Raw genomic sequence first — 26,699 nt, 5'->3', positions numbered from 1 at the left:
GCAAACCGGAAAATTGAATTTCTCTTTTGGTAAAGATTTAACTATAATAAATATCGTCAAAAAAACATCAAACTGTGCCCTGTGCAGCAAAATGTTTTGAAAAAAGAAGACAAGAAGAGAAAAGAAAGGATTCCGCACTATGAACAAGATCTCGCGCAGAAACTTCATCCGTGCATCGGCTCTCAGCGCTCTGGGCGCTGCCGCTGCAGGCGCACTGTCCGGCTGCTCCAACAACGCAGCCAGCAGCGCCGCCGCTTCCTCCGTGGCAAGCTCTGCCGCTGCCTCCGAGCAGCCCGCAGCCGCTGCTTCCGCCATCACCTGGGACGACATCTTTGCCACCAGCTACTCGCAGGCCAACCGCCGCTCCAACCCGGACGCCAAGGCTCCCGAGACCCCGGAAGAGTACATTGAGCAGAAGGGCAACGGCGACATCATGGGCTCCATGATGGTCGGTATGGTCGATCCTCTGAACATTCCGGAAGAGCAGTTCATGAACAACAAGCCCGCCTGGCTGGGCGATGAGCCCCAGCTGGCCGACAAGGTCGAGTACACCAAGGACTGCGAAGTTCTGGTCATCGGTGCCGGTCAGGCCGGTACTGCCGCCGCCCTGCGCTGCGCAGAAGAGGGCCTGAACACCATCTGCTGCGAAGTGCAGACCTGGGAAGAGTACGACAACTATGCCTGCGACCTGACCACCTACAACTCCAAGTTCTTCCTGAACAAGGGTGCCGAGAAGTACGACCCCATGGACATCTTCACCGAGTACATGGTCAAGGCTCTGGGCCACGCCAACCAGAAGATCGTCAAGGATTACGCCACCCGTTCCGGCGAGGCACTGGACTGGATGCTGGCTGAGCTGGACCCCGACTACGTTGCAAAGTACGCACACGCTGTGAACTACAAGGGCAACAAGCACTTCCAGAACCCCTGCAGCCACAGCTACTACTATGTGGGCATGACCCAGTGGCGTGATACCGGCACCGAGACCAACACCAACAACAATATGTGGCCGTACACCGTCCGTCTGCTGCAGCAGAAGGCTGTGGAGAAGGGCTGTGAGTACATCTACGGCGCACAGGGTCTGACCCTCGTGCACGAGAACGGCAAGGTCACCGGCGCGATCTTCACCGATATCGACGGCAAGTACTTCCAGGTCAATGCCGATGCTGTCATCGTGGCAGCCGGCGACTTCGGCGGCAACCCGGATATGCGTCTGGATCTGTGCGACACCCTGCGCAACCTGGCATGGTCCTACGGCAAGGACCGCACCGACGTGAACAACATTTCTTCCATGGGCCGTGACGGTTCCGGCATCCGCATGATGCTGTGGGCAGGCGCTACCATGGAGGCCGGCCCCCGTGCAGGCCAGGCAGCCGGCATCAACAGCCGCCCGTCCTTCCCCTTCGGCGGCATCTGGCCCATCTTCGGCAATGACGGCAAGCGTTTCTTCAACGAGACCATCACCCGCCACGGCTCCGTGGGCTACCTGGATATGATGCCGGAAGGCCAGAAGATGGTCTGCGTCACCGACTCCAACTGGGATGCTTACTGCGAGTATCAGGCATACGACCATCAGGCCATGGACCGCAGCAACGACTACATGCTGGAGAAGGTCCGCAAGGATATGGCCAACTACAAGACCGGCCCCGACGGCTTCTCCGTGCAGGCCTTTGCCCGCTACGGCAACGACCCCACCACCCTGTATGCTGCCGACACGCTGGAAGAGCTGGCCGACATCATGGGCTATGAGGGCGACGCAAAGCAGGGCTTCCTGGACGAGGTCAAGCACTGGAACGAGATGTGCGATGCCGGTTACGACTCCGACTGGGGCGCAGACGCATCCATGATGCACTTCAAGATCCAGGATCCTCCGTTCTTCGCAGCTTCCTCCGTCACCGGCGGCAACCCCTCCGGCGGCCTGTGCCAGCACGCTGCAGTCTGCACCGATGGTGAGTACCGCGTCCTGACCGGTGCCAAGGCTCCCATCCCCGGCCTGTACGCTGTCGGCAACTGCTGCGGCCAGCGCTACGGTGTGCAGTACCACACCCCCACCGCAGGCAACAGCTGCGGCAGCGCTTTCGTGACCGGTTACCTGGCTGCCGAGTACGTCAAGAACGATCTGGACAACGGTATCGGCGGCGGTGAGAACGGCTCTGATGAGCGCACCACTAACGGCCAGTACTATGCCGGCACCTACACCGCTTCCAAGAACTCCGGCTACAGCACCGTGACCGTCACCATGACCTTCAGCGAGGACGCCATCACCGACTGCAAGATCACATCTTCCGGCAATGGTGACCTGATGAAGGACGACCTGCGCAGCAGCATGGCCGCTGCCGTGGTGGACAGCCAGGGCGACACCAGCGTGGATGCCATCACCTCTTCCACCCTGAGCTTCTCGGTCAAGGCTGTGCAGGAGGCTGTGGCCGACTGCATCGCACAGGCAAAGGCCTGATCTTTTACTTGCCAAAACCGCACGCGCCCGGTAGAATAAGACCAGAACAGGTTTTGCTCTGACGGCACCGTGTGCGTTCCACACAATCGGTTTTCTTTTTTTCTTCTCGGTGCCGCGCCGGGGCCGGGCATCTGCCTGCCCCGGCGCGGCATTGCTGTTATGCGGAGGTTTGAAACAAACATGGAGACGACAACGCTGCATCCGGTCGTGATGAAGCTCAATTTTCCCTTTATCACCCGCAAGCCTTCCTTCTGCGGGCGCACCCTCATCGAGGGCCACAACACCGAACTGCTGCACCGGTATGTGCTGGCCATAGCGCTGGAGCTCAAGGCCAACGCCGCCGACCTGGCCGACTGCGAGGTGCAGGCCATCCGTCTGGGCGGGGGTTCTGCCTCCATCATCAATGGCAGTGATCTGGACCACCTGCTGCGGCTCATCCGCAGCTGCTATCATGTGGCAGAGGACGCCCCGGTGACCATGCGCACCTGCCCGGCGGACATCAACGGTGCCAACATGCCCTTCTATAACCGCTCCCACGTCACCCGCTATGATCTGGAGCTTTATTCGCTGGAGCCGCTGGATTTCTGCACACTGGACACCCTCAACTATTCCGAGCAGATGCCCTACATCACCCACGGTTTCCTGCGGGCCGACCGCCGCGACAGCATGGGCTTTGTGCTGCTGTACGGCAAAAAGACCGTGTCCCGCTGGGGTTTCCGGCACTCGGTGCTGGAAGTCACCCGACGGCCGGTGTGCCATGTGCTGCTACAGCGCTGTGCCGGAGCAGATATGCTGGACGATGCGGCAGCCCAAGCCCAGCTGGACGAGGCAGCCCAGCTGCTCACCGAGGCGGGCTTTGTGCAGTACCTGCCCCGGCGCTGGGCAAAGCCCGGCTGTGAGGACAAGTTCTGGCAGAGTGCAGCCAATGGCATGGACGTGCTGGCCTTCGGCCTTTCGGCCTATACCCGGCTGGACGGCATGATCACCGCCAATACATCCGACCTGAACACCTACCTTGCCCACAGCGCAGACTACGAGCAAATCACAGTTTCCACTGTTCCGGCACAGCCGGAGGAATAAGGATGGGGCTGTTGCAAAATAGCCCCAAACAAAAAGTGAGATAGACTTCCCCGAAAGGGGTTGCCTATCTCATTTTCTCGTTGTAAGCTGAAACTGTCATGAACCACCTACAACAGGAACAGTATACAGGAAGGGCGGCATATATCAACAGCTGACCCTATCAATAAGCGAAAATATTTTAATAGATGAACATGAACCGGTGTATGTAGCCAACGCCCAGCTTGAGGAACTGGATTACAGGAAACTGTATCAGGCGTATTCTTGGAGAGGAAGAAAATCGGCAGCAGAACCCCGGATCATGTTCAAGCTATTGGTGTACGGCTATATGTGCGGCATCTATTCCACCCGAAAGCTGGAGCTTGCGTGCCGCAAGAATATCGACTTCATCTGGCTTCTTCAAGGAGAAAAGGTGCCGGACTATTCTTCGTTTGCCCGGTTTCGGAGCGGCAAAGCAAAGGATGCGGTGGAAAAGGCAATCTGACCCGAAAGAAACTGCAAGAGTTGGCGGACAAGCAGCTTCCTCCAAATGCAGAATTTGTTCATGGGATCGGAAAGCGCAAGAGCGAATGGCAAAAGCGGTATGAAAAGCTGGACAGCCTGTGGACGAAATGGACAGAGTACGAGGACAAGCTGTTCGCCATTGGAAATAACCGCAGAAGTATGTCCAAAACCGACAAGGACACCACATTCATGCGGATGAAAGAAGACCACATGGGGAACGGCCAGCTGAAACCGGCCTACAATGTCCAGCTTGCGGTCAACAGCGAATACATTACCGGTGTTGCTGCCTTTTCCAACCGCACGGATTCCGGTACACAAACCAATGATGACTTGCAGGGATACGGTAGCCGATTGGAGATTATTTTACCATAGCAGATCGGTTATCGCTTTCAGGAGCCCCGTACGGGCTGGATAGCCAGTACGGCACCCCTGACCTGATACGTTACCCCGCCAGCTTCGCCCTTTGCCTTGCGGTGGCACACCTCCGGGTGCTGCATAGCAAGGTCGGTAAGCTGTTTCTGCAAGTCAGGATTCAGCGTAAACACTCTGCTTGTTCCGTCCTCGCTGGCATAGATCATGGTTTCCAGCTTAAACATCGTCAACGAGTTCGTCATCTTTGTCCTCCTCAAAAATCGTAGGCTCCCAGTCCTCATCGCTCTCAATGTCCTGCGCCAGCTTCTGCATCCCGGCATAGCACTCCATCTCGGAACGGACGAAAAGGGCCTGCTGTGTGCAGACCGGATGTAACGAAAAGACCGCCTTGCAGTCGTGCAGGGCGGTCGGAGATGCGATATTGTATTAGACAAAAATCAGCTCGGTCTTGATGATTTCCTCAGCACGGCTGCGGATGCTGTTCATCTGGCGCACCCATTCCAATTGATTTTCAGCTTTCAGGGCTTCGGTCACACCCTCTGCATCCTGCATCTGCCTGATAATAAGGGAAAGCTGCTCGTCTGCCTGTTTGTCCAGACTGGCAAGGTAGCTGCCCAGCTCACCGGACAGGAGCAGTTGATTGTACCGGACGGGATGGTGTTCTTCCAGATATTTCTTATGTAAGCGGCCCCACCGCCCGGTGGGATGCTGCTCTGCCGGAGCTGCCACGGTCAGGTTCGGCAGATAGTGGTCGTTGACAAGGGTGTAGTCCAGACCGTTGGCGTTGTCATGGGTGGATTTTTCAAGTTCGATCATGCGGATTCTCCTTTCAGTTCATCGGTTGGTTCAAATTGAAGTGCGGTTTTATCGACAAGCTCTTGTTGAGCCAGCTTTTTCTTTTGGGCATATTGGCGGCAGCGTTCCCGGTTTTTCTGCAAGAGTGCTTCGTATTCGGCTGCTGCCTGCGGGTCAGTTTTAGCAGCTTCTCTCAAAGCCGCTCGTTTTTTCTTGCGGTTTTCTCCAGATGTTTTTTGGTACTTTTTACGCTTGGCTATCTGCTGCTCTGTAATCTTTTTCACATCATCGTGGTTGATCTCGATTTGGCTGGGAAAAGTATCGCCAATGAAGTTGAAATAAATGTCGATTTTCTGTTGACGGCAGATCGTCCGTCCGCCGGATGCGGAATGGATAACCACTTTTTCTACCAGCTCGTACAGCATATCATCGGTCAGAACTTCGCAATCTTTATATTTCCGAATCAGTTTGATAAAGCGTTTCAAATCAACTTTGGTCGTTTCCGTATTATCCAGTTCTTTTTTCAGTTCTGCCATACGGGTTTCACAGCCTGTTTGTTCTTCATCGTACTGTGCCATCAGTCGTTGAAATTGACGCTCCGGAATTTTTCCCATAACGCTGCTTTCATATAGGCTGCGAATCAACGTATCAAGCTCATCCATTCTCTTTTGCACAGCGAGTAGTTCTTTTTTGAACTCATTGGAAGATTGGTTATTCTGGCTTTCCCATAATGCCCGAAGCTGTTCTGCAAATTCCGCTTCATCCTCAAGAACTTTTTGCGCCATTGCTTTTATTGCCTCCAGAATGGCGGCTTCAATCGTCGAGGTTTTTATAAAATGGGACGTGCAGGAAGTGTACATATTGCGGTACTTGCTGCATTGCCACGAGGAATCCGAATCATATACCACCCCAGAATCCCGGTGTTTTGCTTCAGGACTGGAAAAGCTCATCCGGGAACCGCAGTCAGCACAGAAAACCATACCCGACAGCCGATGTGTATATGTCCCATCCGGCAGTCTTTTCGGGCAACGTTTCCGAAGGCGTTGTGCCTTATCCCATGTTTCTTGGTCAATGATAGCTTCATGGGTGTCCCTGAAAATCATTTGTTCTTCTGGCGTGGCTGCACGGCGTTTTTTCAGTTTGAAGTTTTCACGAATACTTTTGCGCAGCACCGTATGCCCAAGATACTCTTGACGGTCAAGAATATAAGTGATGGTGGTAGTGTTCCAGCGATACGGATCGTGATACGAATGGAATTGTGCAGCTTTTGAACCATGTTGTTCTTCATACGCCGATGGAATCAAAACCTTTTCATCGGAAAGCGTCTGCGCAATTTTAGCCATACTGGAACCGTTTGCGGCCATCTCAAAAATCTTATAAACAACGGCAGCGGCTTCTTCGTCCACATAGAGAGTCTGCTTATCACCGGGAATCCGTTTGTACCCATATGGGATACTGCCGCTGCATCGTTTTCCGTCCTGCATCCGGGATTTGAACACCGCACGAATTTTGTTGCTGGTGTCTTTGGCGTACCACTCGTTCATAATGTTCAGAAAGGGCGTGAAGTCGTTGTCTGTTGGATTGGCACTGTCTACATTATTATTGATGGCAATGAACCGAACACCTTTTGAGGGAAACTGAATTTCGGTGTAAAATCCAACTTCCAGATAGTTCCGTCCAAAACGGCTCATGTCTTCTTGTGTCAAGTAGGGACTAAAAAAATTTTGAGAATTTACAAGCCGTTCATAGGTGGACAACCACCCATGAACGGCTTGAGTTTTCTCTATGCTCTTTTGCCGTTCTTTGTGCGACGTTTCTTATACGCCGCTTCAAACGCCTCCATCATCGGAGTGACCGGAAGCTCGTTGTCAGGCTTGGACAGATACTCGAACCGGATGCCGTTCTCCCGGAACTTTCGCTCAAACCTCATGAAAGAGGAAGTGTCCCGGCTGATTCGCGAGGTGTCGCGGGTGAGGATCGTACCGATGTCCTGACGCTTTGCTTCGTTCAGCAGGAAGTTCATGATACCTTCCGTATGGACGCCGGAGATGCCGTCTGCCGCCACAGCAGCAGCCACCTCATAGCCTTTGTCCTTCGCATAGCGTTCCAGCTCTTCCCGCTGGTCTGCTGCCGCAAGCTGATCCGCACAGGCAACGCGGATATAAAGAAATACTTTCATTTGGCTTCTCCTTCTGATGTAGTGAGGAAGTCCTTGAACTTCCAGACGATTTCTATGTTGTCAAGATCGTAAATGTAGACCGCAGAAATGAATGTGTGGGTCAGCTCATGGGTCAGAGCTTTGCAGTCGGCGTACTGTTCGCAGACCGCATCCAGCTTTTCATCTGAACAGGCGGTCTCGGAGTCAAGCTCTTTCATCCGTTCGTGACTGCGCTGGATTACTCCATCGTTTTCAGCAATCTTCACATCCGCTGTCGCCTTCTGCTGAATGTACGCCTCCTTCGTGATGCTTCCGGCTGCATACTTCTCGTAGAGCCTCAGCTTGGACGCCTTGTGCTGCTCGTTCTGCTTTTGCAGAGTGCGGATTTTATCAGCACATTCCTTGATGGCAGATTTCCGCAGATCACCGACTTCGCGGTTCTGTATTGCTTCCTTCTGTGCCAAAGCAAGAAACTGAGTAAGGGCATGGAAGACAACCTTCTCAATATCCATTTCCGGAAAGCTCCTGCCAACCGGACAGTCTGTGTTTCCGTTGTTGACCGAGTGAATGCACTGGAAGTATCGAATGCCAGCCTTGTTCTTTCGGCGTGTCATAGCACGTTTACAGTTACCGCAGCGGACGAGTCCCTTGAGCGGATAGTCATGCTGCTTGCGCGTGGGATTCCGACCTCCGCCTCGAATGACCTTCTGAGCAAGCTCAAAGTCTTCCTTGCTGATAATAGCTTCATGCGTACCTTCTACGATAATCGGCTCATTGACAACACGCCTTTTTGAGCCGACACCGCAGGACTTCATTTTGCGGCTGACCAGTGTTCCGGTGTAAACAAGGTTTTTGAGGATGTTGTAGACCATCACGGTTTCCCAACTGATTTTCTCGCTCATGTTACTGAACTTCTTCTTGTCGGGATGCTTGCCCTTGAAGTATTGCCCCGGCGTCGGGATGCCGTCATCATTCAGGCTGCGGGCAATCTGAGAGGTGTTGCTGCCTTCCAGCGCCTCGCGGAAAATACGACGGATCACATCAGCCGCCTCCGGGTCTACGGCAAGTTTGTTCCGAATGGTTGGATGCAGGACGTAGCCGTATGGAGCGTAGCCACCGACATACTTGCCTTGCTTCATCATCTGGATTTTTGCCGATGTGGTCTTTACGGAGAGGTCTTTGCTGTATGCCGCATAGATGATGCTGCGCATAACCACTTCCAGACCGCCCGTTGTGCCTTTGTAATCGTCGCTGTCATAGCCATCATTGATAGAGATAAAGCGGACGCCCATGAATGGGAAAGTGCATTCCAGATAGTTTCCCGTTTCAATGTAGTCACGAGAAAAGCGGGAAAAGTCTTTGACGCAGATCAGATCGATTTCGCCGCGCTTGACCTTCTCCATCATCTGCGTGAATTGAGGACGGTGAAAGTTCGTGCCGGTATAACCGTCATCCGCAAACTCAGACCGCTGACAGCGAGACAGCTCCGGATGATTGTCAAGAAAGCGATTGATGAGCATACGTTGGTTGCCGATGCTGTCACTTTCCGCCTTGCTGCCATAGCCAGTATCTTCATCAGCCATTGAGAGGCGGATGTAGATGCCGATGTTGAATTCCTTGCTCATTTACATCGCCTCCTGTACTTCCTTGATACTCTGAACGGTCAGAGCGTAAATATCGCCGTATTTCATGACCAGCTCGATTGAGCCGTCCTCATGGACTTTCACAAGCTCTACGGACTCGTCAACCAACTCCTGAGAGAGCATCGTTGCACCGCTGACGGATTTCATCAGCGTGAGCCACTTGTTGTCCTCGGACATTGCCTCGGCAAACTTTACCTTCCGCTGAACCGCTTCATCCAACCGCCGTGAAAGATCGACATACTGCTCATCGTAGGCTTTCTTGGCAAAGGCGTATTCCTCTTCATCGAGAACGCCTTCCGTGAAGTCCTCGTAGAGCCGGGTGCGTTTCTTGGAGATGCCGCTGAGTTTCAGATTCAGGCTTGTGATGAGCGCATTCTGTTGATCGCGGATGCTGCGTTCGCCTTCGCTGTTTCTCAGTTTGGCAAGCAGCTTGTCGTAATTGAGAGCCGCCTTGACTTGAAGCTGGATCGCCGCAAGCACATCTGCTTCGAGTTTGTCCTGCCGCGTATAGTGCGGCGTACAGAGATTGCCGCGCTTGACGGATGAGCTGCACTCATAGAAGGCGTACCATGCGCCGTCCTTACGCTTGTCAACACGCTTGCGATGGAAATAGAGCTTCCTGCCGCAGTCTGCGCAGACGATTTTGTCTTCAAAGACCTGCTAATAAAAGTCAAGTCCCAAAACAAGAAAATTCGCTAACCGACCGCTGCCCATGACAAACAGTATTCAAATGCTGGTCAAAACACAGCGAGGGCGACGGAGGGGATAGCAAAGCAAGCCCAGCCAGCCCTCGCAAAATCAGGATAGCATTTGAATGCTTCGGTTTGTCAAGGGTTCGCTGCGCCAGCTAAGCGGTTCTTTGAATTCAGCTCAGGCTCAAGAGGAAATTACGACCAAAAACAAATATCCATGCTTATTTTGAGTGTTTGGAGTCCATTACAGCTTTCACTCTAGCATAATAGATTCGCAAGAACTTGTTGGCTGAAGCCATCATGTAAACTTTGTAGGGTTTTCCCTCAGAGCGCTTTTTGTTCATGAATTGAAAAACCGGCTCATCCTGAGGTTGTGTCTTCAAGATGACAGTCATAATCAGAAAGAGCGTCCTACGTAGAACAGCCGAACCCACTTTACTAATTCCGCTATCGTTGCCCACAATCTTGCCAGAATCATTTGGCTGCGGTTCAATTCCTGCAAATGCAATGAGTGATTTCTTGGATGAGAAACGACGGACATCTCCGATCTCAGCCATCAGTTGAGGACCGAGAGAAGGGCCGACGCCGTACATTTCCATCACAGTATCAAATTCCGGAAGCTGTTGAGAAAGGCGAAGCATCTCCTGCTGGAATGCAGCCACGGACTGAGATACGGCTTTCAGCTGAGCGACCTGTTGCTGAATAAGGAGTTTTGAGGTTGGGGATTTTGGAAGAGAAGCAGCATTGACTGCACAGGCATAGATCGTATCCGATTTTGAGCGAGTGAAATTATATCCGTGCTTCTGACACCACTTTAAATACTTTTTAGCAAAGGCATCAGAGGAAAGGCTTGAAACACACTCACTGTGCCAGAAGTCTCCAATGAAATCGACCCATTTTTCGCACCCGTTGCTCTTTGCGGGGCTTGAAAATAGCTTGTTTGCATCTGGAAAGGTCAGGTCAAGAGATGAGATCAGATTATTCTTCAGCATAGTACGAACTGCCACGGCTTGCTGGTACTGACGATAACAATTCTTCAAAGCCAGCCGGGTATCATCTTCGGGAAGATACTGTCGTAGCCGTGTCCACTTGTCGAGCGTATAGTTGGCGATTTTAACAGCGTCTTTTCTATCCGTTTTGACACGTCTTAAACTGTTGTTGTCATAGTCATGAATCAGAACAGGATTGACTACGGAAACGAATAAGCCCGCATCGTGTAAAACGAAAGCAACTGGTTTGTGGTAATTCCCGGTGGCTTCCATGACGACACGGGTCTCTCCGTCCAAAGCTTTGAGCTTCCCAGCCAGATCGTTCAGGCTTTGGGCGGTGTGTAAAACTTCAAAGGGTTCGAGTACTACTTCTCCAAAGGGGCGCATGACGCAAACCATGCTCTTTCCTTTGGAAACGTCAATGCCTACAGCGTTCATAACGGTTCCTCCATTACTTTGTATTTGCAACCGGAATCCATCTTTTACTCGTTGCCGATTCAATCTATTGGGTGACACGAACGCTCCGCTTGGCGGGTGGCTCAACCTGCTTAAAACGAATGCTACAACAAGAGAGATGGTCAACTGTCTTTAGAACGGGCGTAGAAGCCCAGAGAATGATGCGTTAGCCGATTACTCTCTTATTGTAGCTTAGGTACGAGTTGGAATGGAATATGGCTGGCTGCCATATCCGGTTCCATGTTTATTGTAATAGAGATTGATCAGTGTAGCACGGATTTCTTCCGTGCGTTCCATCTTTTCAACTCTCGTCCTTGCAGCGGCGTCCCGCATCTCACGAACCTTCTGAAAGTCCTCACGAGAGATAATCGCCTCGTGAGTATTGGGAAAAACAATCCATTCCTCGCGGTCGATATGTTGATTCTTGACGCCCTTGTAGATGGCGTTCAGCGTCCGTCCGAGAACGGTATCTCCGACGTAATGGGGATTATCCAGAATGGTAGTCAGTGAAGACTTGTTCCAAATCTTCTTTGCCGTAGCATTGCCTGTGCGGACGCCGACCTGATACTTCTGAAACTCCGGATTGGGCGCGTTCATTGCATCAAGCCGGTCTGCAATCGCAGGAAGGGACAGTCCTTCAATTTTCCATTGGAAAATCTTCCGGACAATCGGTGCGGTTTCTTCATCGAAAACCATATTGCTGTGTTCTTCATCCCAGCGATAACCATACGGGAGATTGCGCTTCTTGAACTCTCCACTTTCCATCTGTGCTTTGAGCGCAGTAGAAACCTTGCGGGAGATGTCCTTCGAGTAAAGGGTGTTGATCATGTTTTGCAGAGGGATGATGAGGCTTTCGCCGGAGCCGTCCGTATCAAAGTTGTCGTAGTTCTCTTTGATGGCGATAAACCGAAGCCCGATCTGCGGAAAGACCCGTTCCAGATAGATTCCAGCCTCGATGTAGTCACGCCCGAACCGGCTGAGATCACGAACTACAAGGCACTTGATCTTGCCGGTGCGGATGTCGTTCATCAGCCGGTTGAACTCCGGTCTATCAAAAACCGTTCCTGTTCGTCCGTTGTCCACATAGGTATCTATCAGATTCAGGTAGGGACGCTCTGCAATGTAGGACTTGCAAATCTCAATCTGATTTGCGATGACATCCACCTTTTCGGACTTGCCGCTGTTTTCAACGGAAAGACGGGCATAGATGGCTGTTGAGAAGACCTCGGAAGAAACAGACTCGATAACCGGCTCTTCAACTGCAATTTGCTTTCTGCTTTTTCTTGCCATTTGCTCATCCCCCCTTTATACGGCAATATCCAGTTCATCGGCATAGCCGAGAACGTATTCAATCGTCTGCTGGTATTCATCCCTATATTTGAAGACGATTTCGATTGCATGGTTTTCGTGAATCAGAATGCGGTCAACAAGGGACATCAGCACACGGCGGTTCAGTTCTTCGACGTTTTCATACTGCTTGAAAAGCGTTACCCAGTTCCGTTCAGTCGTGCCGGTTGTCACCGTCTGCTTCATTTCTTTTTTGACCCGCAGAAGCGCGTCCTGCTTGCCCTCAATGATTTTGGTGTAGCTGCTGCGGAACTCGAAGTATTCCGATTTATCAATGACGCCGCCGATGAAGTTCTCGTAAAGCCCCAGCTTGAGCTTTTGGTACCGTTCAATCTCTTCCTCGATTTTGGCGATCTGAGCTTCGTAATTGAAAGCCTTACGGCTCTGAGACGGAAGCCGTTCTATCATCGCAAGCGCGTGTTCCAGATTGATGACAAGCTCGATCTGGTCATGAATGGCACGGAAGACCTTCTCTTCAACCTCTTTTGCGGCGATGCTGTGCGGGCTGCACGTCCGGCTGTGCTTATTGGTGGAGCAGACGTAGTAGATATACTTTTTTGTCTTCGACGGGACGTTCTTGCGGATCATTGGCTGCTGACAGTCTCCGCAGAACAGGAAGCCGGAAAACAGATGCGCCTCGTCCTGATCGGGTGAACAGCGCATATCTCTCTGCATCATGACCTTGACTGCCATGAAGTCCTCGTAGGACACAAGAGCTTCATGCGCATTTTCAACCTTGACCCATTCGGATTCATCCTTGCTTTTCACGACGCGGACTTTGTAGTTGGGAGTGCCGCGCTTGCCCTGAGCCAGAACGCCGATATAAACCTCGTTGGTGAGAATACGCTGGACGGCTTTGTATGTCCATTTTGCGGTATCGCCGGTTTTGAAGACGGTATCAAACTTCACACCGGCAGAATGCTTGTATTCCATTGGGGACAGGACGCCCATCTGGTTCAGACGCTTTGCAATACGTCCGATGGAGAAGCCGTCCTTGTACATGGAAAAGATCATCTGCACATATTCGCTGACCGCTTCATCCACGATGAGCTGGTTTTTATTCTCCGGTGATTTCATGTAGCCGTAAGGCGCGAACGAGCCGACGAACTCACCGCTCTTCTGCTTGACTTCCAAACTGCTTCGGATTTTCATGGAGATGTCCTTGCAGTAAGAATCGTTAATCAGGTTTTTGAACGGGATAACAAAGGAGTCGGACTGCGGATCACCGGTCAGACTGTCATACGCATCATTGATTGCGATGAAGCGTATGCCGAGCTGCGGGAATATCTTCTCAATGTAACGTCCGCCGTCGATGTAGTTTCTTGAGAATCGGCTGAGATCCTTGACCACAATGCAGTCAAGCGCACCCTTGCGGATTGCCTCTTCCAGCTTTTTGAACTGAGGACGATTGAAGGAAACGCCGCTGTAACCGTCATCCACAAACGGCTCACAGACAAGCTCCAAATCCTCATGTCTTGCGATATAGTCCTCGCAGATGGCTCTCTGGCTGGCGATGGAGTTGCTTTCAACTTTGTCTCCATCCTCACGGGACAGGCGGCAGTAGATCGCCGTGCGGTAAACCTTGTCTGGCATAAAAATAACCTCCGTTTTTCTGTTTGGTGTGGTACATCAAATCAGAAAGACGAAGGCTTGCTTCAACTCTTATGAGAGGAACACGAAAACGCCACATGACCATCTAGGCAAGCGGCTTAATCCGTATTCTTCTTTTTTTGACCGATTTCATTATACCACAGGCTCAATCGCTTGTCCATAGAACCGGGTGAAAAGATTCAGACTGTTCATAAATCAAAGACCTCTCAGATAGTGTTCCAGACAATCTTCCATTGTCGTGTCCGTCGCGGCGAAGCTGATCTTCACCACAGTTTTCCCGTCCAGATAACAGTAGGGATTTCTGATCTGCTTGATGAACTCCCTCAGCCTGTCCTCGCGCGGTGCCGCAGGATCAAGCCGGATGCTGCTTCTCTGAACGAGTGTGCTTCGGTCAACCGTTTTCGGGCTGACGCTTTTCATTGTTTCAATGCCCATCATATTCTAAGCACCTCCTGTTTCGTGGAAATATTCAGGACAAAAGGATATGGCAGAGCATCTTGTGAAGACACTCTGCCACATAGTTTTCATCCTGAAACTATATAGTAAGTTTCTTTTGGGTTTGTTTCATTGTCCGGCATATTTGCAGCTCGCGCCCCTGCCAGAAGAACTTTGCAGTTCCGGGAATGCTGCGGACTACCAATGGTCAATCGGTATCATGGGACTCTCACCCCTCCGAGGATCGCTCCGAGCCGCCCATTCAAAGAAAAGACGGAAGTATCATTATACCCGGCATCTGCATCGTCGCAAGCAGCCGCACCACACGACTGTTATAGCTCTCCGGAGGTCGCTCACTCCCTTTCGGGAGGTCTTGGCGTCGGAAGCTGTGTTGCTTCGCAGAAGCGGAAAGATCCGCAGCACTGAACTATTCAGTTTTCAAGGAGCAGTGAAGTGGTCTGATTGACCCTTTCACTTTACAACGGACATCTTTTTGCCGTTTGTTGAGTACCGCTCAAAAAATTCTTTGAAATTTTTTCTGCACCGCTGCTTTGAGGTCAAATGCAGCTCTGATGCCGATGCCTTTCCTTCGGGCAAACTCTCGAAGAGTCAGTCCTTCACGGGTCATCGCAAGATACAATTCGCGCTGCTTCCCGGTCAGAATGGAAAGAAGCTCCTTCTCTTTGAGAGCGGTGATCAGTTCCTCCATGCAGTCGCGGGAGTCTGCCAGCCATGCAGCGGACTTCACATCGTCCTCCGGCATAGCGTCAAGGGACAGCACGGTATCAGAAATTTTCTCTGCGCCGTCCTCATCCTCAGAGGTGTTGTCAGAGCCATACGAGCGTCTGATCCGCTTTTCCTCTGCGCGAAGGATTCTCATAACCTTGCGGTCAACCTCGGAAACTTCGCCGGTTCGTTTCACGCGCACCATGCACTTGCCGTCCTCCGTAGTCCAGAGGTCGTAATCGAACGCGATAGGGGTTTTAGGGATTTTCATTGTTCATCCTTTCCGCTGCGCGGGAGCAGCGGGAAGGGTGAAGACAGAAAAAGAGCCGCATGACGGTGAGGTTTGAATCCCATGCCGATAAAACAGAGCAATTAAACTCTGTCTCATGCGGCATTAGGATGACTTCACCTATCAGGCGGCTCCACAGCTCAGCTATGACATATATTTTATTTTAGAACAGAGGCTTGTCCTCCGGTTCTTACTTGGTACGCGGTCGCAGTCTTCTCATATTCAGCACATCAAAGACTGTGATCCGCCCGCATTTCTTGCACTTGGATTCTACATGACCCCTCGTGTCCTCGTAGACAGCAATGGCATTATGCTGACAATAGGGACATTTCAGGTATCGGGGCTTCTGCTGGGAAATGGCAACTCTTGCCCTGCGGATTTTTTCGATCAGCTCCGGCGTCGGTTCCTGAACCCGAATGGATGCTCTCTTCATTACCACACCTCCAATGGGTCAACATACTCACTGAATGGACGATCTACCATGTAGCCGAGCTGACGAAGGCGGATAGACGCCGTTGTCTTGGAGACACCGAACAACCGGCAGAAAAGGCGCAGCGTTAAGTGATCACCATACGAATACCTCCCCTCGTAATTGATCAGCGGCGTTTCTGCAAACCGACGCATTGCCAGGTCAACCTCTTTTTGAGGAAGCAGGATCGCCGCGCCCAAGACATTTGCTTGCCACTCGTTCCAGTCCTCGCGGGTTTTCAGCTCTCGCGGCGTATAGGCTGTCCGTGCGGAATATTTCATTTCGCAGGACGCCTTTACCTCTTCCGATTCCAGTTGGAAGAGAATCTGATGGGCGCACTCGTGGGCAAGGGTAAATCTGCGCTTGGCGCAGAGCCGCTGCACATTTCCGGATCGAATGAAGCTCTCGTCCAAGATGACCTGATTACGCTTCAAAGCCAGTGTGCGCGTAATACCAAGTTCCGTGATCTTGTACTCAGTGTCGGCATAGGCAGTGACACCGCAGATGCTTCCGTCCGGCGAGAGACGGGCGAATGATACGCGAAGACCGAGATAGTTCTTTGCAAACTGATCAATGGGTGTTGGCAAAGCTGATCGGTCGGGCTTGTCCGCCTCATCCCCGAAAAAGAACCGGTTGAAGTCCTTCGTTGTTGAGGCTGCAATTTCTTCAAGTTGGCGCTGGGATAAAATCATGAGTAGTTGTCCTCCTTTGCTTCGACGAACCACTTGTCTCCTTCGTGGAAAAGAAATGACTCCTTTCCGCGAATCTGAACTGTGTAACGGATGCCTCCGCCCCCAACCTTTTTGGATGTGGCGCGGCATTTGTATAGAATCTGGTCGATTTGAAAGATTACACCGTTGTCCCACCAGATAAGGCGAGGAAGGATTGCCCCCTCCTTGTCTACATCCAGCGTAACCGGGACGTATGCTTTTCTGTACTGTGTAGCCATTTCCGTTTTTCTCACTCCTGTTCCCTCATACCGGTGTATGCCGGTACGGATGATCTTCGGCAGCATAAATGCCTGTCCATTTGAACTGCTCAAAAGATGTAACTTTTTCGTGTACAACTACTCATGCCCCTTGACAGGATGAGCAATTCAGGATATACTATGAGTAGTTGGATTGCTCAGTCATTATTATACGCACTTCAAGTGCCTTTGTCAATAGACTTGCGCAATTTGATGTCGCAAACTTTTTGTGAACAGGAGTGATTACCAAAATGACGTTTGGAGAGAAATTCAAGGCTGAACGGGAGAAGCGGAAGCTGACCCAGCAGGAAGTAGCCGATGCACTGGGGATCAACAGGCGTATGATTACCCGGTACGAGAACGGCATTTCCTTCCCCCGTACCAAGGACGCTTACAGAAAAATCGCGGAATACTTCAAGGTGGATGTGAACTATCTGCTGACCGAGGACGAAGAGTTTGTGGTTCAGGCATCCGAGCAGTACGGCTCCCGTGGCATGAAACAGGCAAAGGACCTGATTGAAGGGATGTCCGGCTTGTTTGCGGGCGGTACGCTGTCCGAGCAGGACAAGGATGCGGTGATGAAGGCGTTGCAGGATATATATTGGGAATCCAAAGCCCGGAATGTTGAGAAATACACGCCGAAGAAATACAAGAAGACCGAGACGGACGCAGAGGAATAACTGTCTGCGTCTCGGCTTCCCGACGGATTTACTTTGACTGTATTCAACATGAAAGGGGTGAAGGTCCCGTGATAATTCGCTCCGAGGAAATATACAAAAAGGCGAACAGCATTGTCAAAAGCTGTGGAACAAGAGATACCTTGAAGATTGCCCGTGAGCTGGGCATTCATCTCCATTTCCTTGACAATCTGAACGATCTGCTCGGAATGTACACCTACCGCCATAAAGAGCGGCATATTCTTCTGAACTCCAATATGGAGTATCTGATCATGCAAATGGTCTGCGGTCACGAGATCGGGCATGATACCTTTCATCGCGATCTTGCCAAAGGGAACGAACCGCTCCCGGAGTTCGTGCTGTTCGATATGCGCACAAAACACGAATATGAGGCGAATGCGTTTGCCTCTCACCTGATCATTGACGATGATGAGCTGATTGACCTGATGAAGCAGGACTACGATGTGGTGCAGCTCTCGGCTGCAATGGGAACAAACATCAACCTGATGCTGATCAAGCTCAACGAGCTGAACCGCATGGGCTGGCAGCTCAACTTGCCGTATGTACCGCACTCTGACTTCCTGAAAAATGTTAGACCGGAGGGCTGAATGAGGATGAAGGATAGTAATTAGATGAACAACAACGACTATAAAGAAGCCCTTTTCTATGCTGCTTCCATCTTTAACGAACGCTTGGGGACAGAGTTCAGTGAGGACAACCTTGTACTGCGCTGCTTTCAGACGGAAAACCAGCAGGAAGTCTTTGAGCAGTTCTGCAAGCAGTATTTCCCTGACCGGCTGGAAGACCGATATACAGAGGACGGCTATTTTGACTTTCACGCCGCTGCATTCGTCGGCACAGGAGACGGCGCGGACGGAATCCTTCTGCGCACAGATATAGCGCGTCATCCGGCAGAGTTGAAGCACATTCTTCTGCATGAGCTGGCGCATATCTTCTGCACCCGCAACGAGATTGACGGAGATAATTTCTTTGAGCGATACTGCATGGACGATACCATCAGCCGCGAAGAGGACGGAACCATTAACGCCGGTTATGCGGTCTGGCGGGAACTGATTGCGGAGCTGATTGCATTTGAGCTGGATGACAACTGCGATGTAGTTCCGGTTCGACGCAAGAAAGACCTACTCAGCTATTACGAAGGAGAACTCCTAACCGGCAACGGAAAAATGGGCGTCAGCATGATTCTCTGTGAGGCAATGACCAGTGCTGAGGGCGAAGCGTCTATGACATGGGACGCTGCCAAAAGCAAGTTTACGCGGTTCAAGCCCTTTGATGATCCACTGTACAGGGACTTGATGGAACTGGTTTTTACACACGTTAGAGAATACTTTATCGTAATCGACCGCGACTTTATCTATGAAATTGGAGTTTTGTATCTGAGCATTGCCGCACAAGCGATGATTGCGTCCCTAAAGAACAGATTTCAGGAAGAATAGGCAGACCGAAAGAGAGAAAGGACGGGCAACGATATGAAATATAAGCTGTTTCGCTCCCCCGGTAATCTGGACAAGGCAGTCCAGAAGCACGAACTGGTTGCCGTGGAGACCGGCAAGAACATTGATGATGTGGCAGACGCGCTTATCCGTGCTGTTCGGGATGATCTTGCGGAAATGCCGGAGTATGCGCACTGCGAAACCGCTGCGTATGCACCGGAGCCGGTTCAGGAGCATCGCCGCGTAAGACGTTATCAGTATGAGATGATGGGTGTTGTTTACCCGCAGTATGCGGAGAAGAATATCCTGATTGATTATGGCGTGATTGAAGAGGCGGAGTAATGTCAAAGAGATATGCCAGACAACTACATAGTGCAGATGGTTTGATTGCAGCCGTCGAACAACACGGCTTTCTGCCCTTCTTTCGGAACGAGATTCACGGCTTCTCCATCGAGGAACTTTGCCCACCTGAGTTATGGTTTGCGGATGATGTAGATGGTCCGTGGGAATGGAAAGGACCGGCTGCGCGGAGCGGCAAATGTCTTTACGGCAAACTTTTCAACAAGAAGGCTGGATTTGTGAGCCGGGAGTGGATTCCGGACTTTGCGAACTTCCGGCGTGACGGCTATGACTTTGACGCCCGTTGGGATGACGGCTTGGCGTCCTACAAGGACAAAGAGCTTTATGAAGCCATAGCCGGTGAAGGCAGGATGCTTTCCAAACGGCTGAAAGAAGCTCTGAACTACCGCAAGGGCGGCAACACCGGTTTTGAGACGTGCATCACGCGGCTGCAAATGCAGAGCTATGTCTGCATCGCGGATTTCGTCTATATGCAGGACAGATATGGAAGACCTTATGGCTGGGGTGTCGCAGAGTATGCGACGCCGGAAGAACTTTTCGGGTACGACCTTATCACATCTGCCTATCAGCGAGACCCGCAGGAATCCAAAGAACGCATTCTAAAACATCTGCAATCACGTCTGCCTAACGCGACCGAAATGCAGCTTGAGAAAATCATAAAGGGGTAACGCAATGGACGATATTATCTTTGAGAAGGATTACCGGGAAACCGAGTCTGCCGAATACGATAAATGGTGCGATGAGGTGTTTGACCGCGCAGTTAATTGTGGTATGCTGAAAGCGTACTCCGAAGCAATGGACAAGATACCAAAGATCATTGTACCGGAGGACAAGAAGAACTACGAGTATCTTCTGGAACGCTGTGATGCGTTTGTCAAGCAACACCGCGGGTATATCAAGGGAATCGTGGACTATCATCGTTGGCACGCGGAAATCAATATGTTTCTTCCGTTTGCGGAGTTCGATGACTCAGAAGACCTTGCATTTTTGAAAGAAATTGCAGAAAAATCGCAAACCGTCTGCTTCTCCCCGGACGAAGAAGGTGGCATTCGCGTTCATATTTTTATCAACTACTTTGAAGAATTGATGTCAGCCGAACACAAGTCATACATCGAATACGATGCTATTATGCAGGACAAGAAACTATCTGAGTTACTTGGCATACCGGAGCTTTCTGACGAGGAAAAAGAACTCGCCCTGAAAATGAAGGGCATACTTGACCGCATTGATGATGAAACAAGGATTGACCGTACCACGGCTTTTCGAGCCGTGCTTGATAAGATGACAAAAGAGCCGGAAGAAAACTGGTCGCTTCATTATATGGCAACATTGCTGGAAGCTCTGCTATACTTCATGCTGAATGAAGGAAATGAAAAGATTGATGAGGAAGAACACAATGAGTAAGAAACTTGTAGCGTATTTTTCTGCGTCCGGCGTGACCGCAAAGGTTGCCGAGACGCTGGCAGAGGCAATCGGCGCGGACATCTTTGAGATTGAGCCGAAAGTGCCTTATACGGAAGCCGATCTGAACTGGATGGACAAGAAAGCCCGCAGCACGATTGAGATGAACGATCCTGTTTCCCGTCCAGAGATTGCCATAAAGCGGGACAACATGAAGGACTACGACACAATTTTTGTGGGCTTCCCGATCTGGTGGTACGTTGCGCCGACGATTATCAATACGTTCCTTGAGAGCTATGATATGACCGGCAAGACGATCATCCCGTTTGCAACCTCCGGAGGAAGCGACATTGGCAAGACGAACGAACGCCTTGCGCCGAGCTGCAAAGGCGCAAAGCTGATGGACGGCAAGGTTTTCAAGGGCTGCGTCGGGCATCAGGAGCTTGCGGCGTGGGTTGAAGGACTTGGACTTTAAGGGGCAGACAAATCGAAAGTTGTGGAGGTGCTTTATGAACGAGAGAGAAAAAATTATCCGATTATGGTTTGATATGTGGATTAAGAAAGCAGATTTAGGAATTGACAATATTTTTACAGATGATGTTGTATATACTGAGAGTTGGAGTCCTAAATATGAAAACCGCAAAACGGTAAAGCACTGGTTTGACGAATGGAATACACGCGGAAGTGTTCTTGTCTGGGAGATTAAGCAATTTTTTCATCAAGGCAATCAAACAATCGTGGAGTGGTATTTTAAAAACAAAATGAATAATGGAAATGTTGAAGAATTTGACGGAATATCTTTAATTGTATGGACACAGGATAACAAAATAAAATCATTAAAAGAGTTTGGTTGCAATCTTCATAATTACAATCCATATCGAGATAGTGATATTCCCGTATTTCGAGAAGAAAAAGCAAATTGGTTTTGAGAGGACTATAAATTCCAGTTTAACGAACAGGAGATGATGATCGCATGAAAATCCTACATGAACTTTCTTGGCTATGGGAAACGCTGGGCATTGCGCTTGTTGCTGCGGCTGTCTGCATGGCTTGCGCTGCGCTGATTGGCAAGGCAGCGAAGAAGAAACTCGGCAAAAAGGTATTGGCTGTCATAGGGGCTGCGGCATTTGTGGGTGCGATTCTGGCGGTCATTCTGATCGCCCGGACACCGATGCCGCTTTGATAGGACGGAGGATAGAATCATGCCGCTTCAAATTGTCAGAAATGACATCACGAAAATGAAGGTGGACGCCATCGTCAACGCTGCCAACGAGTCGCTGCTGGGTGGCGGCGGTGTGGACGGCTGCATTCATCGTGCTGCAGGACCGGAGCTGCTGACGGAATGTGAAACGCTCCACGGCTGCAAAACCGGGAGCGCAAAAATCACGAAGGGCTACAAGCTGCCCTGCAAATATGTCATTCATGCTGTCGGTCCGCGCTGGTATGACGGACGGCATGGTGAGCGCGAACTACTGACATCCTGTTATCGGACATCGCTCATGCTGGCGAAGGAATACGGCTGCGAATCGGCTGCGTTCCCTCTGATTTCCTCCGGCATTTTCGGCTATCCGAAGGATCAGGCTCTCAAAGTGGCGATTGACACCATTAGCAGTTTCCTTCTCGAAAATGAAATGACGGTGTACATCGTCATTTTTGACCGCAAAGCCTATCAGATCAGCGGCAAGCTGTTTGCCGATATTGCAGCGTACATAGATGACCGCTATGTGGATGAGCATACTGATAATCGTTCCGAGCGTCTGCGCAGGATGAACGCCTTCCGGATGGAAGAACCCATGCCTTGCGAGGCATCCGTTTGTGAAGAGGCAATCGAACAGCTCATGCCTCCCGTCTCTGCGGCGGCTGCCCCCAAAAAGGCGGCAACCCTTGATGACGCGCTGGGACAGATCGACGAGAGTTTTTCCGAGATGCTTCTGCGAAAGATTGATGAGCGCGGCATGACGGACGCGCAGTGCTATAAGAAGGCGAATATTGACCGGAAGCTCTTCTCGAAGATCCGCTCGGACAAGTCTTATAAGCCTTCCAAGCCCACGGTCATTGCGTTTGCCATTGCCCTTGAGCTGCCGCTTGTTGAAATGAAGGATATGCTCATGAAGGCTGGCTTTGCGCTCTCCCACTCCAACAAGTTTGACATCATCGTGGAGTATTTCGTGGAGCATGGGAACTATAATGTCTTTGAGATCAACGAGGCTCTGTTTGCCTTCGACCAAAGTTTAATAGGAGCATAAGGTCTATGGATAAAGTGTTTCAGAAATTTTTGCGAAGTGGTATTGACCTTTCGCCCGTAGGGGTGGAGCGTCGTGAAGATAACAACCCATACTTTTGCACGCCAAAAGGTGCATCTATTTTTGGCTGGGCGGGTGTGGACGGCATCCACTTCTGCTTTGTTCGAGACTTTGGCGGTATGGTATTTTCCGTCAGTCCCATGAACTCGGCTCCGGATTTTGTTCATCCGCTGGCAAACGATTTTGAAGACTTTCTGAGGTTGCTCCTTGCTTGCAGTGATTCGGCAGCGCTGGAACAGGCGTGGATGTGGGATAAAGCCCAGTTTGAAGCCTTTTTGCAGGACAACCCTCCAACGCAGGATCAGCAAAGAACGCTATCAGAGCTTGCTGAGAAAATGAAATTGACGCCTATGGAACAGCCGTGGGTATACATCAAAAAGCTGCAAGCATCTTTTGATTATAGTAAGATCAAGTACACCGAGGACTATTATGATGTTGATATGAACCCAGAAGCAGAACCGACCATGCCTGAGTGGAAGGTCTACTTTGATGGAAACTTCTGGGGACATTCGGGAAAAGACCATGCCGGAACGGAAATCCGGTTGAATAAGCAATTTGACTGGGCGAGGCATCATTGGGTTATTCCTGCGGCGTATTCTTGCAGCAAGGGACTCGTCATGGACTTTTGTATGCGCACCCCGGAAGAAGACATTCGCAAGTTCATAACTAAATGGGATTTACACCCCGAAAACGACTTCTGCGAATACTTCACGCAGGAGCAGCAAATGCAGATAGATTTAGACAATCCACTTTGCCTTGACTTTATTCCTCGTTTGGAATTGAACGGGAAAACAATGCTGACCTCCCACGGCTGTTCCGTGGTCTTTAATCCATGTTTGCCAGACGGGGTGATCAATGAAGCGGAAGCAAAGTGGGCATTGGAACACTATGATTTGGATACATCCTATGGATGGATGATTTTTCGGGCAGCTTTTCCGTGGACAAGCAAACGCCGTCCTGAAATAAAAGCCCTCTCCCTTACAATGGAGCAGCAGTCGTGTCGTGTCCCGGGACCACATTTCAAGGCACACGCTCCCGGTGATTCGTTTTCTTTCCTCCATCCGGTCAGTGGAAAAAAATACACATTGACCGTACAGGAATTGGAGCGGCAGACAATTTCCGAAAAGCGTTTCGGTTCTGACCGCTGGCTTTATCCGACGCATTTTACCGCCATGAGCTATACGTTTTCTCCTGAACCTGACAGCGATGTTACGATCTGTGATTGCGCTGAGGGGGACAAGCCTTTGGAAATTGCGCCATGCTCTGACCGCTATGCACCAGAGGCACGAAACGATATTGCTTGTATCGGCATTATCGGCGGAGCGGACGGTCCAATCGCAATCGTGTGTGGAGACAGCTCAAAAGAAAAACTTCATGCAGTTTGTTCCTCTCTACACTTTGAGCCGGTGGAGGGTGATATTGAATGGCGTATCGTATTCAACATTAAAAGCTCCAATGAAATGTCATTAGGGCTGATCTAAGAAGAAAGCGGAGGCAAAGAAGGTGAAACAACACACTTACATCGCAATCGACCTGAAATCCTTCTACGCCTCCGTGGAGTGCCGGGAGCGCGGCTTAGATCCTCTGGACACAAACCTTGTTGTTGCGGATGAAAGCCGTACCGATAAGACCATCTGCCTTGCCGTCACGCCCTCCCTCAAGAGCTACGGTATCTCCGGACGCGGGCGGCTGTTTGAAGTCAAGCAGCGTGTGAAGGAAGCAAATGCCGGACGGCAGCACGACGCACCGGGACGCAGACTGGACGGCACATCACACTTCTTCTCGGAGTTGCAAGCAAACCCGTCTCTGGCGATTGACTTTATCATTGCGCCGCCCCGAATGGCGTATTACATGGAGTACAGCACCCGCATCTATCAGGTCTACCTCAAGTACATCGCGCCGGAGGACATTGTGGTCTATTCCATCGACGAGGTGTTCATGGACGTGACGGACTACCTGAACACCTACAAGCTCTCGGCACATGACCTTGCCATGAAGATCATCCTCGACGTGCTTGAGACAACCGGCATCACGGCAACCGCTGGGATTGGGACGAATCTCTTTCTCTGCAAAGTGGCAATGGATATTGTGGCGAAGCACATCCCCGCCGACAAGAACGGTGTCCGCATTGCAGAGCTGGATGAGATGAAGTTCCGGCGTGAGCTTTGGTCTCATCAGCCTCTCACGGACTTCTGGCGCGTGGGTCGGGGCATTGCCAAGAAACTTGAGCAGAACGGGATGTTCACGATGGGTGATGTTGCCCTCTGTTCAGAGCGGAACGAGGACTTGCTTTACAAGCTGTTCGGCAAGAATGCGGAATTGCTCATTGACCATGCGTGGGGATGGGAACCGACCACCATTGAAGCAATCAAAGCGTACCGTCCCAGCTCCAACAGCCTCAGCTCTGGTCAGGTTTTGCACTGCCCCTATGAGCCGCAGAAGGCGAAGCTGGTTGTGCGGGAAATGACGGACTTGCTTGTGCTGGACTTGGTAGACAAGGGGCTTGTCACCGACCAGATGGTTCTCACAGTTGGCTACGACATTGAGAACCTGACTGATCCGGCGCGACGGGCAAAGTATCACGGCGCGGTGGAGACAGATCATTATGGGAGGCAGATTCCGAAACAGGCGCACGGCTCTATTAACCTCGACGGTCACACATCCTCTACTCGCAAAATAATGTGTGCTGTGTCAGAACTCTTCGACCGGATCGTGGATAAGAATCTGCTTGTCCGCCGTATGTATGTTGTTGCAAATCATGTCCTGCCGGAAGCTGATGTACCGAAGAAAAACGACGGTGCAGTCCAGCTCGACCTCTTTACCGACTATGCCGCCGAAGAGGAAAAACAGAAAGCCGAAGATGCCGCTTTGGAGCGTGAGCGGAAGATACAAGCCGCCACGCTTGCCATCAAGAAGAAGTATGGAAAGAACGCCATCCTCAAGGCAATGAATCTTGAAGAAGGTGCAACCGCGAAAGACCGCAATGCGCAGATTGGAGGGCATAAGGCGTGAACGGAAAATACGACGAGATCATGGGACTTCCTCACCACGTTTCCAAAACGCGACCACAAATGCCGATGTCAGATCGTGCAGCGCAGTTTGCGCCCTTTGCCGCCCTCACCGGCTATGATTCTGCAATCAAGGAAACCGGACGTCTGACCGACGAAAGGATTGAGCTTGATGAGGGAGCCTTGACCGCTTTGAACATGAGGTATCAGCTTCTCATGGATGCCCTTGATGAAGAGCCGGAGGTTGAAATAACCTACTTCAAACCTGATGAGCGCAAAGCTGGCGGTGCGTATGTAACTGCAACCGGCGCAGTCATAAAGGTTGATGACTTTGAGCGCCTGATTACCATGCAGGACGGCACGAAGATTCCGATGGATGACATCCTAAGCATTGACGGAGAGCTGTTCTTGTCCTTAGAATAATGTCGCTTGCCATGCGACCAAATGAAGTGAATACCGAAGTACAATATGACTGTAAGGTGAGACACCAAGCAGTCATATTTTTATATAC

30 protein-coding genes and 1 pseudogene are annotated in these 26,699 nt (G+C 51.0%); 17 read left to right on the top strand and 14 right to left on the bottom strand.

Going from position 1 to position 26,699, the window contains the following annotated elements; all coding sequences use genetic code 11:
* The first annotated feature begins 139 nt into the window (after positions 1-139).
* The 4 genes from MTP41_RS13665 to MTP41_RS13650 all read left to right on the top strand — a co-directional run bounded on the left by MTP41_RS13665 (position 140) and on the right by MTP41_RS13650 (position 4,408).
* Positions 140-2,455, top strand: coding sequence for an FAD-binding protein (locus MTP41_RS13665; protein ID WP_097778233.1), 2,316 nt, complete (start codon positions 140-142; stop codon positions 2,453-2,455).
* Between the two features lie 180 nt (positions 2,456-2,635).
* Positions 2,636-3,535, top strand: a complete 900-nt coding sequence (locus MTP41_RS13660) for a hypothetical protein (protein WP_097778234.1) — start codon at positions 2,636-2,638, stop codon at positions 3,533-3,535.
* 298 nt (positions 3,536-3,833) lie between these two features.
* Positions 3,834-4,016: a transposase gene (locus MTP41_RS13655; protein ID WP_097778235.1), complete on the top strand. Its 183-nt coding sequence runs from the start codon at positions 3,834-3,836 to the stop codon at positions 4,014-4,016.
* Between the two features lie 20 nt (positions 4,017-4,036).
* Positions 4,037-4,408, top strand: a complete 372-nt coding sequence (locus MTP41_RS13650) for a hypothetical protein (protein ID WP_097778236.1) — start codon at positions 4,037-4,039, stop codon at positions 4,406-4,408.
* 17 nt (positions 4,409-4,425) lie between these two features.
* On the opposite strand, the gene MTP41_RS13645 is transcribed toward MTP41_RS13650, so the two are convergent.
* The 14 genes and pseudogenes from MTP41_RS13645 to MTP41_RS13580 all read right to left on the bottom strand — a co-directional run bounded on the left by MTP41_RS13645 (position 4,426) and on the right by MTP41_RS13580 (position 17,033).
* The gene (locus MTP41_RS13645) at positions 4,426-4,650 is read right to left on the bottom strand and encodes a hypothetical protein (protein WP_242959372.1); all 225 of its coding nucleotides are present in this window, start codon (positions 4,648-4,650) and stop codon (positions 4,426-4,428) included.
* Between the two features lie 184 nt (positions 4,651-4,834).
* The gene (locus MTP41_RS13640) at positions 4,835-5,224 is read right to left on the bottom strand and encodes a TnpV protein (protein WP_097778238.1); all 390 of its coding nucleotides are present in this window, start codon (positions 5,222-5,224) and stop codon (positions 4,835-4,837) included.
* Positions 5,221-6,960 carry a recombinase family protein gene (locus tag MTP41_RS13635; RefSeq protein WP_249235742.1) on the bottom strand — a complete coding sequence of 580 codons (1,740 nt, stop codon included), beginning with the start codon at positions 6,958-6,960 and terminating at the stop codon, positions 5,221-5,223. The genes MTP41_RS13640 and MTP41_RS13635 overlap by 4 nt, the downstream gene beginning before the upstream one ends.
* A 26-nt stretch (positions 6,961-6,986) precedes the next feature.
* Positions 6,987-7,382 (bottom strand): recombinase family protein, encoded by a 396-nt coding sequence (locus MTP41_RS13630; RefSeq protein WP_005934733.1) that lies wholly within the window; start codon positions 7,380-7,382, stop codon positions 6,987-6,989.
* Positions 7,379-8,986 (bottom strand): recombinase family protein, encoded by a 1,608-nt coding sequence (locus MTP41_RS13625; protein ID WP_249235741.1) that lies wholly within the window; start codon positions 8,984-8,986, stop codon positions 7,379-7,381. Before MTP41_RS13625 ends, MTP41_RS13630 begins: the two co-directional genes overlap by 4 nt.
* Positions 8,987-9,484, bottom strand: a complete 498-nt coding sequence (locus MTP41_RS13620; protein ID WP_249235740.1) for a hypothetical protein — start codon at positions 9,482-9,484, stop codon at positions 8,987-8,989.
* Positions 9,485-9,526: 42 nt separating this feature from the next.
* Positions 9,527-9,646, bottom strand: a pseudogene (locus tag MTP41_RS13615) (recombinase zinc beta ribbon domain-containing protein); the annotation flags it as partial.
* Between the two features lie 271 nt (positions 9,647-9,917).
* Entirely contained in the window at positions 9,918-11,123 is a 1,206-nt protein-coding gene (locus tag MTP41_RS13610; protein WP_154244678.1) for an IS110 family transposase, read from the bottom strand.
* 210 nt (positions 11,124-11,333) lie between these two features.
* Positions 11,334-12,431, bottom strand: a complete 1,098-nt coding sequence (locus MTP41_RS13605) for a recombinase family protein (protein WP_249235739.1) — start codon at positions 12,429-12,431, stop codon at positions 11,334-11,336.
* Positions 12,432-12,446: 15 nt separating this feature from the next.
* The gene (locus MTP41_RS13600) at positions 12,447-14,081 is read right to left on the bottom strand and encodes a recombinase family protein (protein WP_249235738.1); all 1,635 of its coding nucleotides are present in this window, start codon (positions 14,079-14,081) and stop codon (positions 12,447-12,449) included.
* 213 nt (positions 14,082-14,294) lie between these two features.
* A complete protein-coding gene (locus tag MTP41_RS13595) occupies positions 14,295-14,537 on the bottom strand; it encodes a DUF6870 family protein (protein WP_008816138.1) in 243 nt (80 codons plus the stop codon).
* Positions 14,538-15,048: 511 nt separating this feature from the next.
* A complete protein-coding gene (locus MTP41_RS13590; protein ID WP_008816140.1) occupies positions 15,049-15,531 on the bottom strand; it encodes a hypothetical protein in 483 nt (160 codons plus the stop codon).
* Positions 15,532-15,981: 450 nt separating this feature from the next.
* Entirely contained in the window at positions 15,982-16,710 is a 729-nt protein-coding gene (locus MTP41_RS13585; protein ID WP_008816141.1) for an ImmA/IrrE family metallo-endopeptidase, read from the bottom strand.
* Positions 16,707-17,033 carry a hypothetical protein gene (locus MTP41_RS13580; protein ID WP_154238209.1) on the bottom strand — a complete coding sequence of 109 codons (327 nt, stop codon included), beginning with the start codon at positions 17,031-17,033 and terminating at the stop codon, positions 16,707-16,709. The genes MTP41_RS13585 and MTP41_RS13580 overlap by 4 nt, the downstream gene beginning before the upstream one ends.
* A 203-nt stretch (positions 17,034-17,236) precedes the next feature.
* Between MTP41_RS13580 and MTP41_RS13575 the strand changes: the two genes are divergently transcribed.
* The 13 genes from MTP41_RS13575 to MTP41_RS13515 all read left to right on the top strand — a co-directional run bounded on the left by MTP41_RS13575 (position 17,237) and on the right by MTP41_RS13515 (position 26,611).
* Positions 17,237-17,665: a helix-turn-helix domain-containing protein gene (locus MTP41_RS13575; RefSeq protein WP_021748080.1), complete on the top strand. Its 429-nt coding sequence runs from the start codon at positions 17,237-17,239 to the stop codon at positions 17,663-17,665.
* Between the two features lie 140 nt (positions 17,666-17,805).
* Entirely contained in the window at positions 17,806-18,270 is a 465-nt protein-coding gene (locus MTP41_RS13570; RefSeq protein ID WP_223385148.1) for an ImmA/IrrE family metallo-endopeptidase, read from the top strand.
* Between the two features lie 24 nt (positions 18,271-18,294).
* On the top strand, positions 18,295-19,119 hold the full coding sequence (locus tag MTP41_RS13565; protein ID WP_249235737.1) for a hypothetical protein: 825 nt from the start codon (positions 18,295-18,297) through the stop codon (positions 19,117-19,119).
* 33 nt (positions 19,120-19,152) lie between these two features.
* Entirely contained in the window at positions 19,153-19,458 is a 306-nt protein-coding gene (locus MTP41_RS13560) for a carboxylate--amine ligase (RefSeq protein ID WP_147561320.1), read from the top strand.
* A complete protein-coding gene (locus MTP41_RS13555; protein ID WP_249235736.1) occupies positions 19,458-20,144 on the top strand; it encodes an AlkZ-related protein in 687 nt (228 codons plus the stop codon). The genes MTP41_RS13560 and MTP41_RS13555 overlap by 1 nt, the downstream gene beginning before the upstream one ends.
* 4 nt (positions 20,145-20,148) lie before the next feature.
* The gene (locus tag MTP41_RS13550) at positions 20,149-20,880 is read left to right on the top strand and encodes a hypothetical protein (protein WP_071699572.1); all 732 of its coding nucleotides are present in this window, start codon (positions 20,149-20,151) and stop codon (positions 20,878-20,880) included.
* Complete coding sequence (locus MTP41_RS13545) at positions 20,873-21,352, top strand: flavodoxin (RefSeq protein WP_120136751.1); 480 nt, start codon at positions 20,873-20,875, stop codon at positions 21,350-21,352. Before MTP41_RS13550 ends, MTP41_RS13545 begins: the two co-directional genes overlap by 8 nt.
* Before the next feature lie 34 nt (positions 21,353-21,386).
* Positions 21,387-21,806, top strand: coding sequence for a nuclear transport factor 2 family protein (locus MTP41_RS13540; RefSeq protein WP_006573504.1), 420 nt, complete (start codon positions 21,387-21,389; stop codon positions 21,804-21,806).
* Between the two features lie 44 nt (positions 21,807-21,850).
* On the top strand, positions 21,851-22,060 hold the full coding sequence (locus tag MTP41_RS13535) for a hypothetical protein (RefSeq protein WP_118564803.1): 210 nt from the start codon (positions 21,851-21,853) through the stop codon (positions 22,058-22,060).
* 19 nt (positions 22,061-22,079) lie between these two features.
* Positions 22,080-23,123 carry an O-acetyl-ADP-ribose deacetylase gene (locus tag MTP41_RS13530; protein WP_006573506.1) on the top strand — a complete coding sequence of 348 codons (1,044 nt, stop codon included), beginning with the start codon at positions 22,080-22,082 and terminating at the stop codon, positions 23,121-23,123.
* 5 nt (positions 23,124-23,128) lie between these two features.
* Positions 23,129-24,661, top strand: a complete 1,533-nt coding sequence (locus MTP41_RS13525; protein ID WP_249235735.1) for a hypothetical protein — start codon at positions 23,129-23,131, stop codon at positions 24,659-24,661.
* Positions 24,662-24,683: 22 nt separating this feature from the next.
* Positions 24,684-26,192 (top strand): Y-family DNA polymerase, encoded by a 1,509-nt coding sequence (locus MTP41_RS13520; RefSeq protein ID WP_147561332.1) that lies wholly within the window; start codon positions 24,684-24,686, stop codon positions 26,190-26,192.
* Complete coding sequence (locus MTP41_RS13515) at positions 26,189-26,611, top strand: hypothetical protein (protein WP_008396798.1); 423 nt, start codon at positions 26,189-26,191, stop codon at positions 26,609-26,611. Before MTP41_RS13520 ends, MTP41_RS13515 begins: the two co-directional genes overlap by 4 nt.
* Positions 26,612-26,699: the final 88 nt, after the last annotated feature.

This window comes from Faecalibacterium sp. I4-3-84 (assembly GCF_023347255.1).
In the GTDB taxonomy this organism is placed as follows: Bacteria; Bacillota; Clostridia; order Oscillospirales; family Ruminococcaceae; genus Faecalibacterium; species Faecalibacterium taiwanense.
This window is presented reverse-complemented; position numbering and strand designations above follow the sequence as displayed.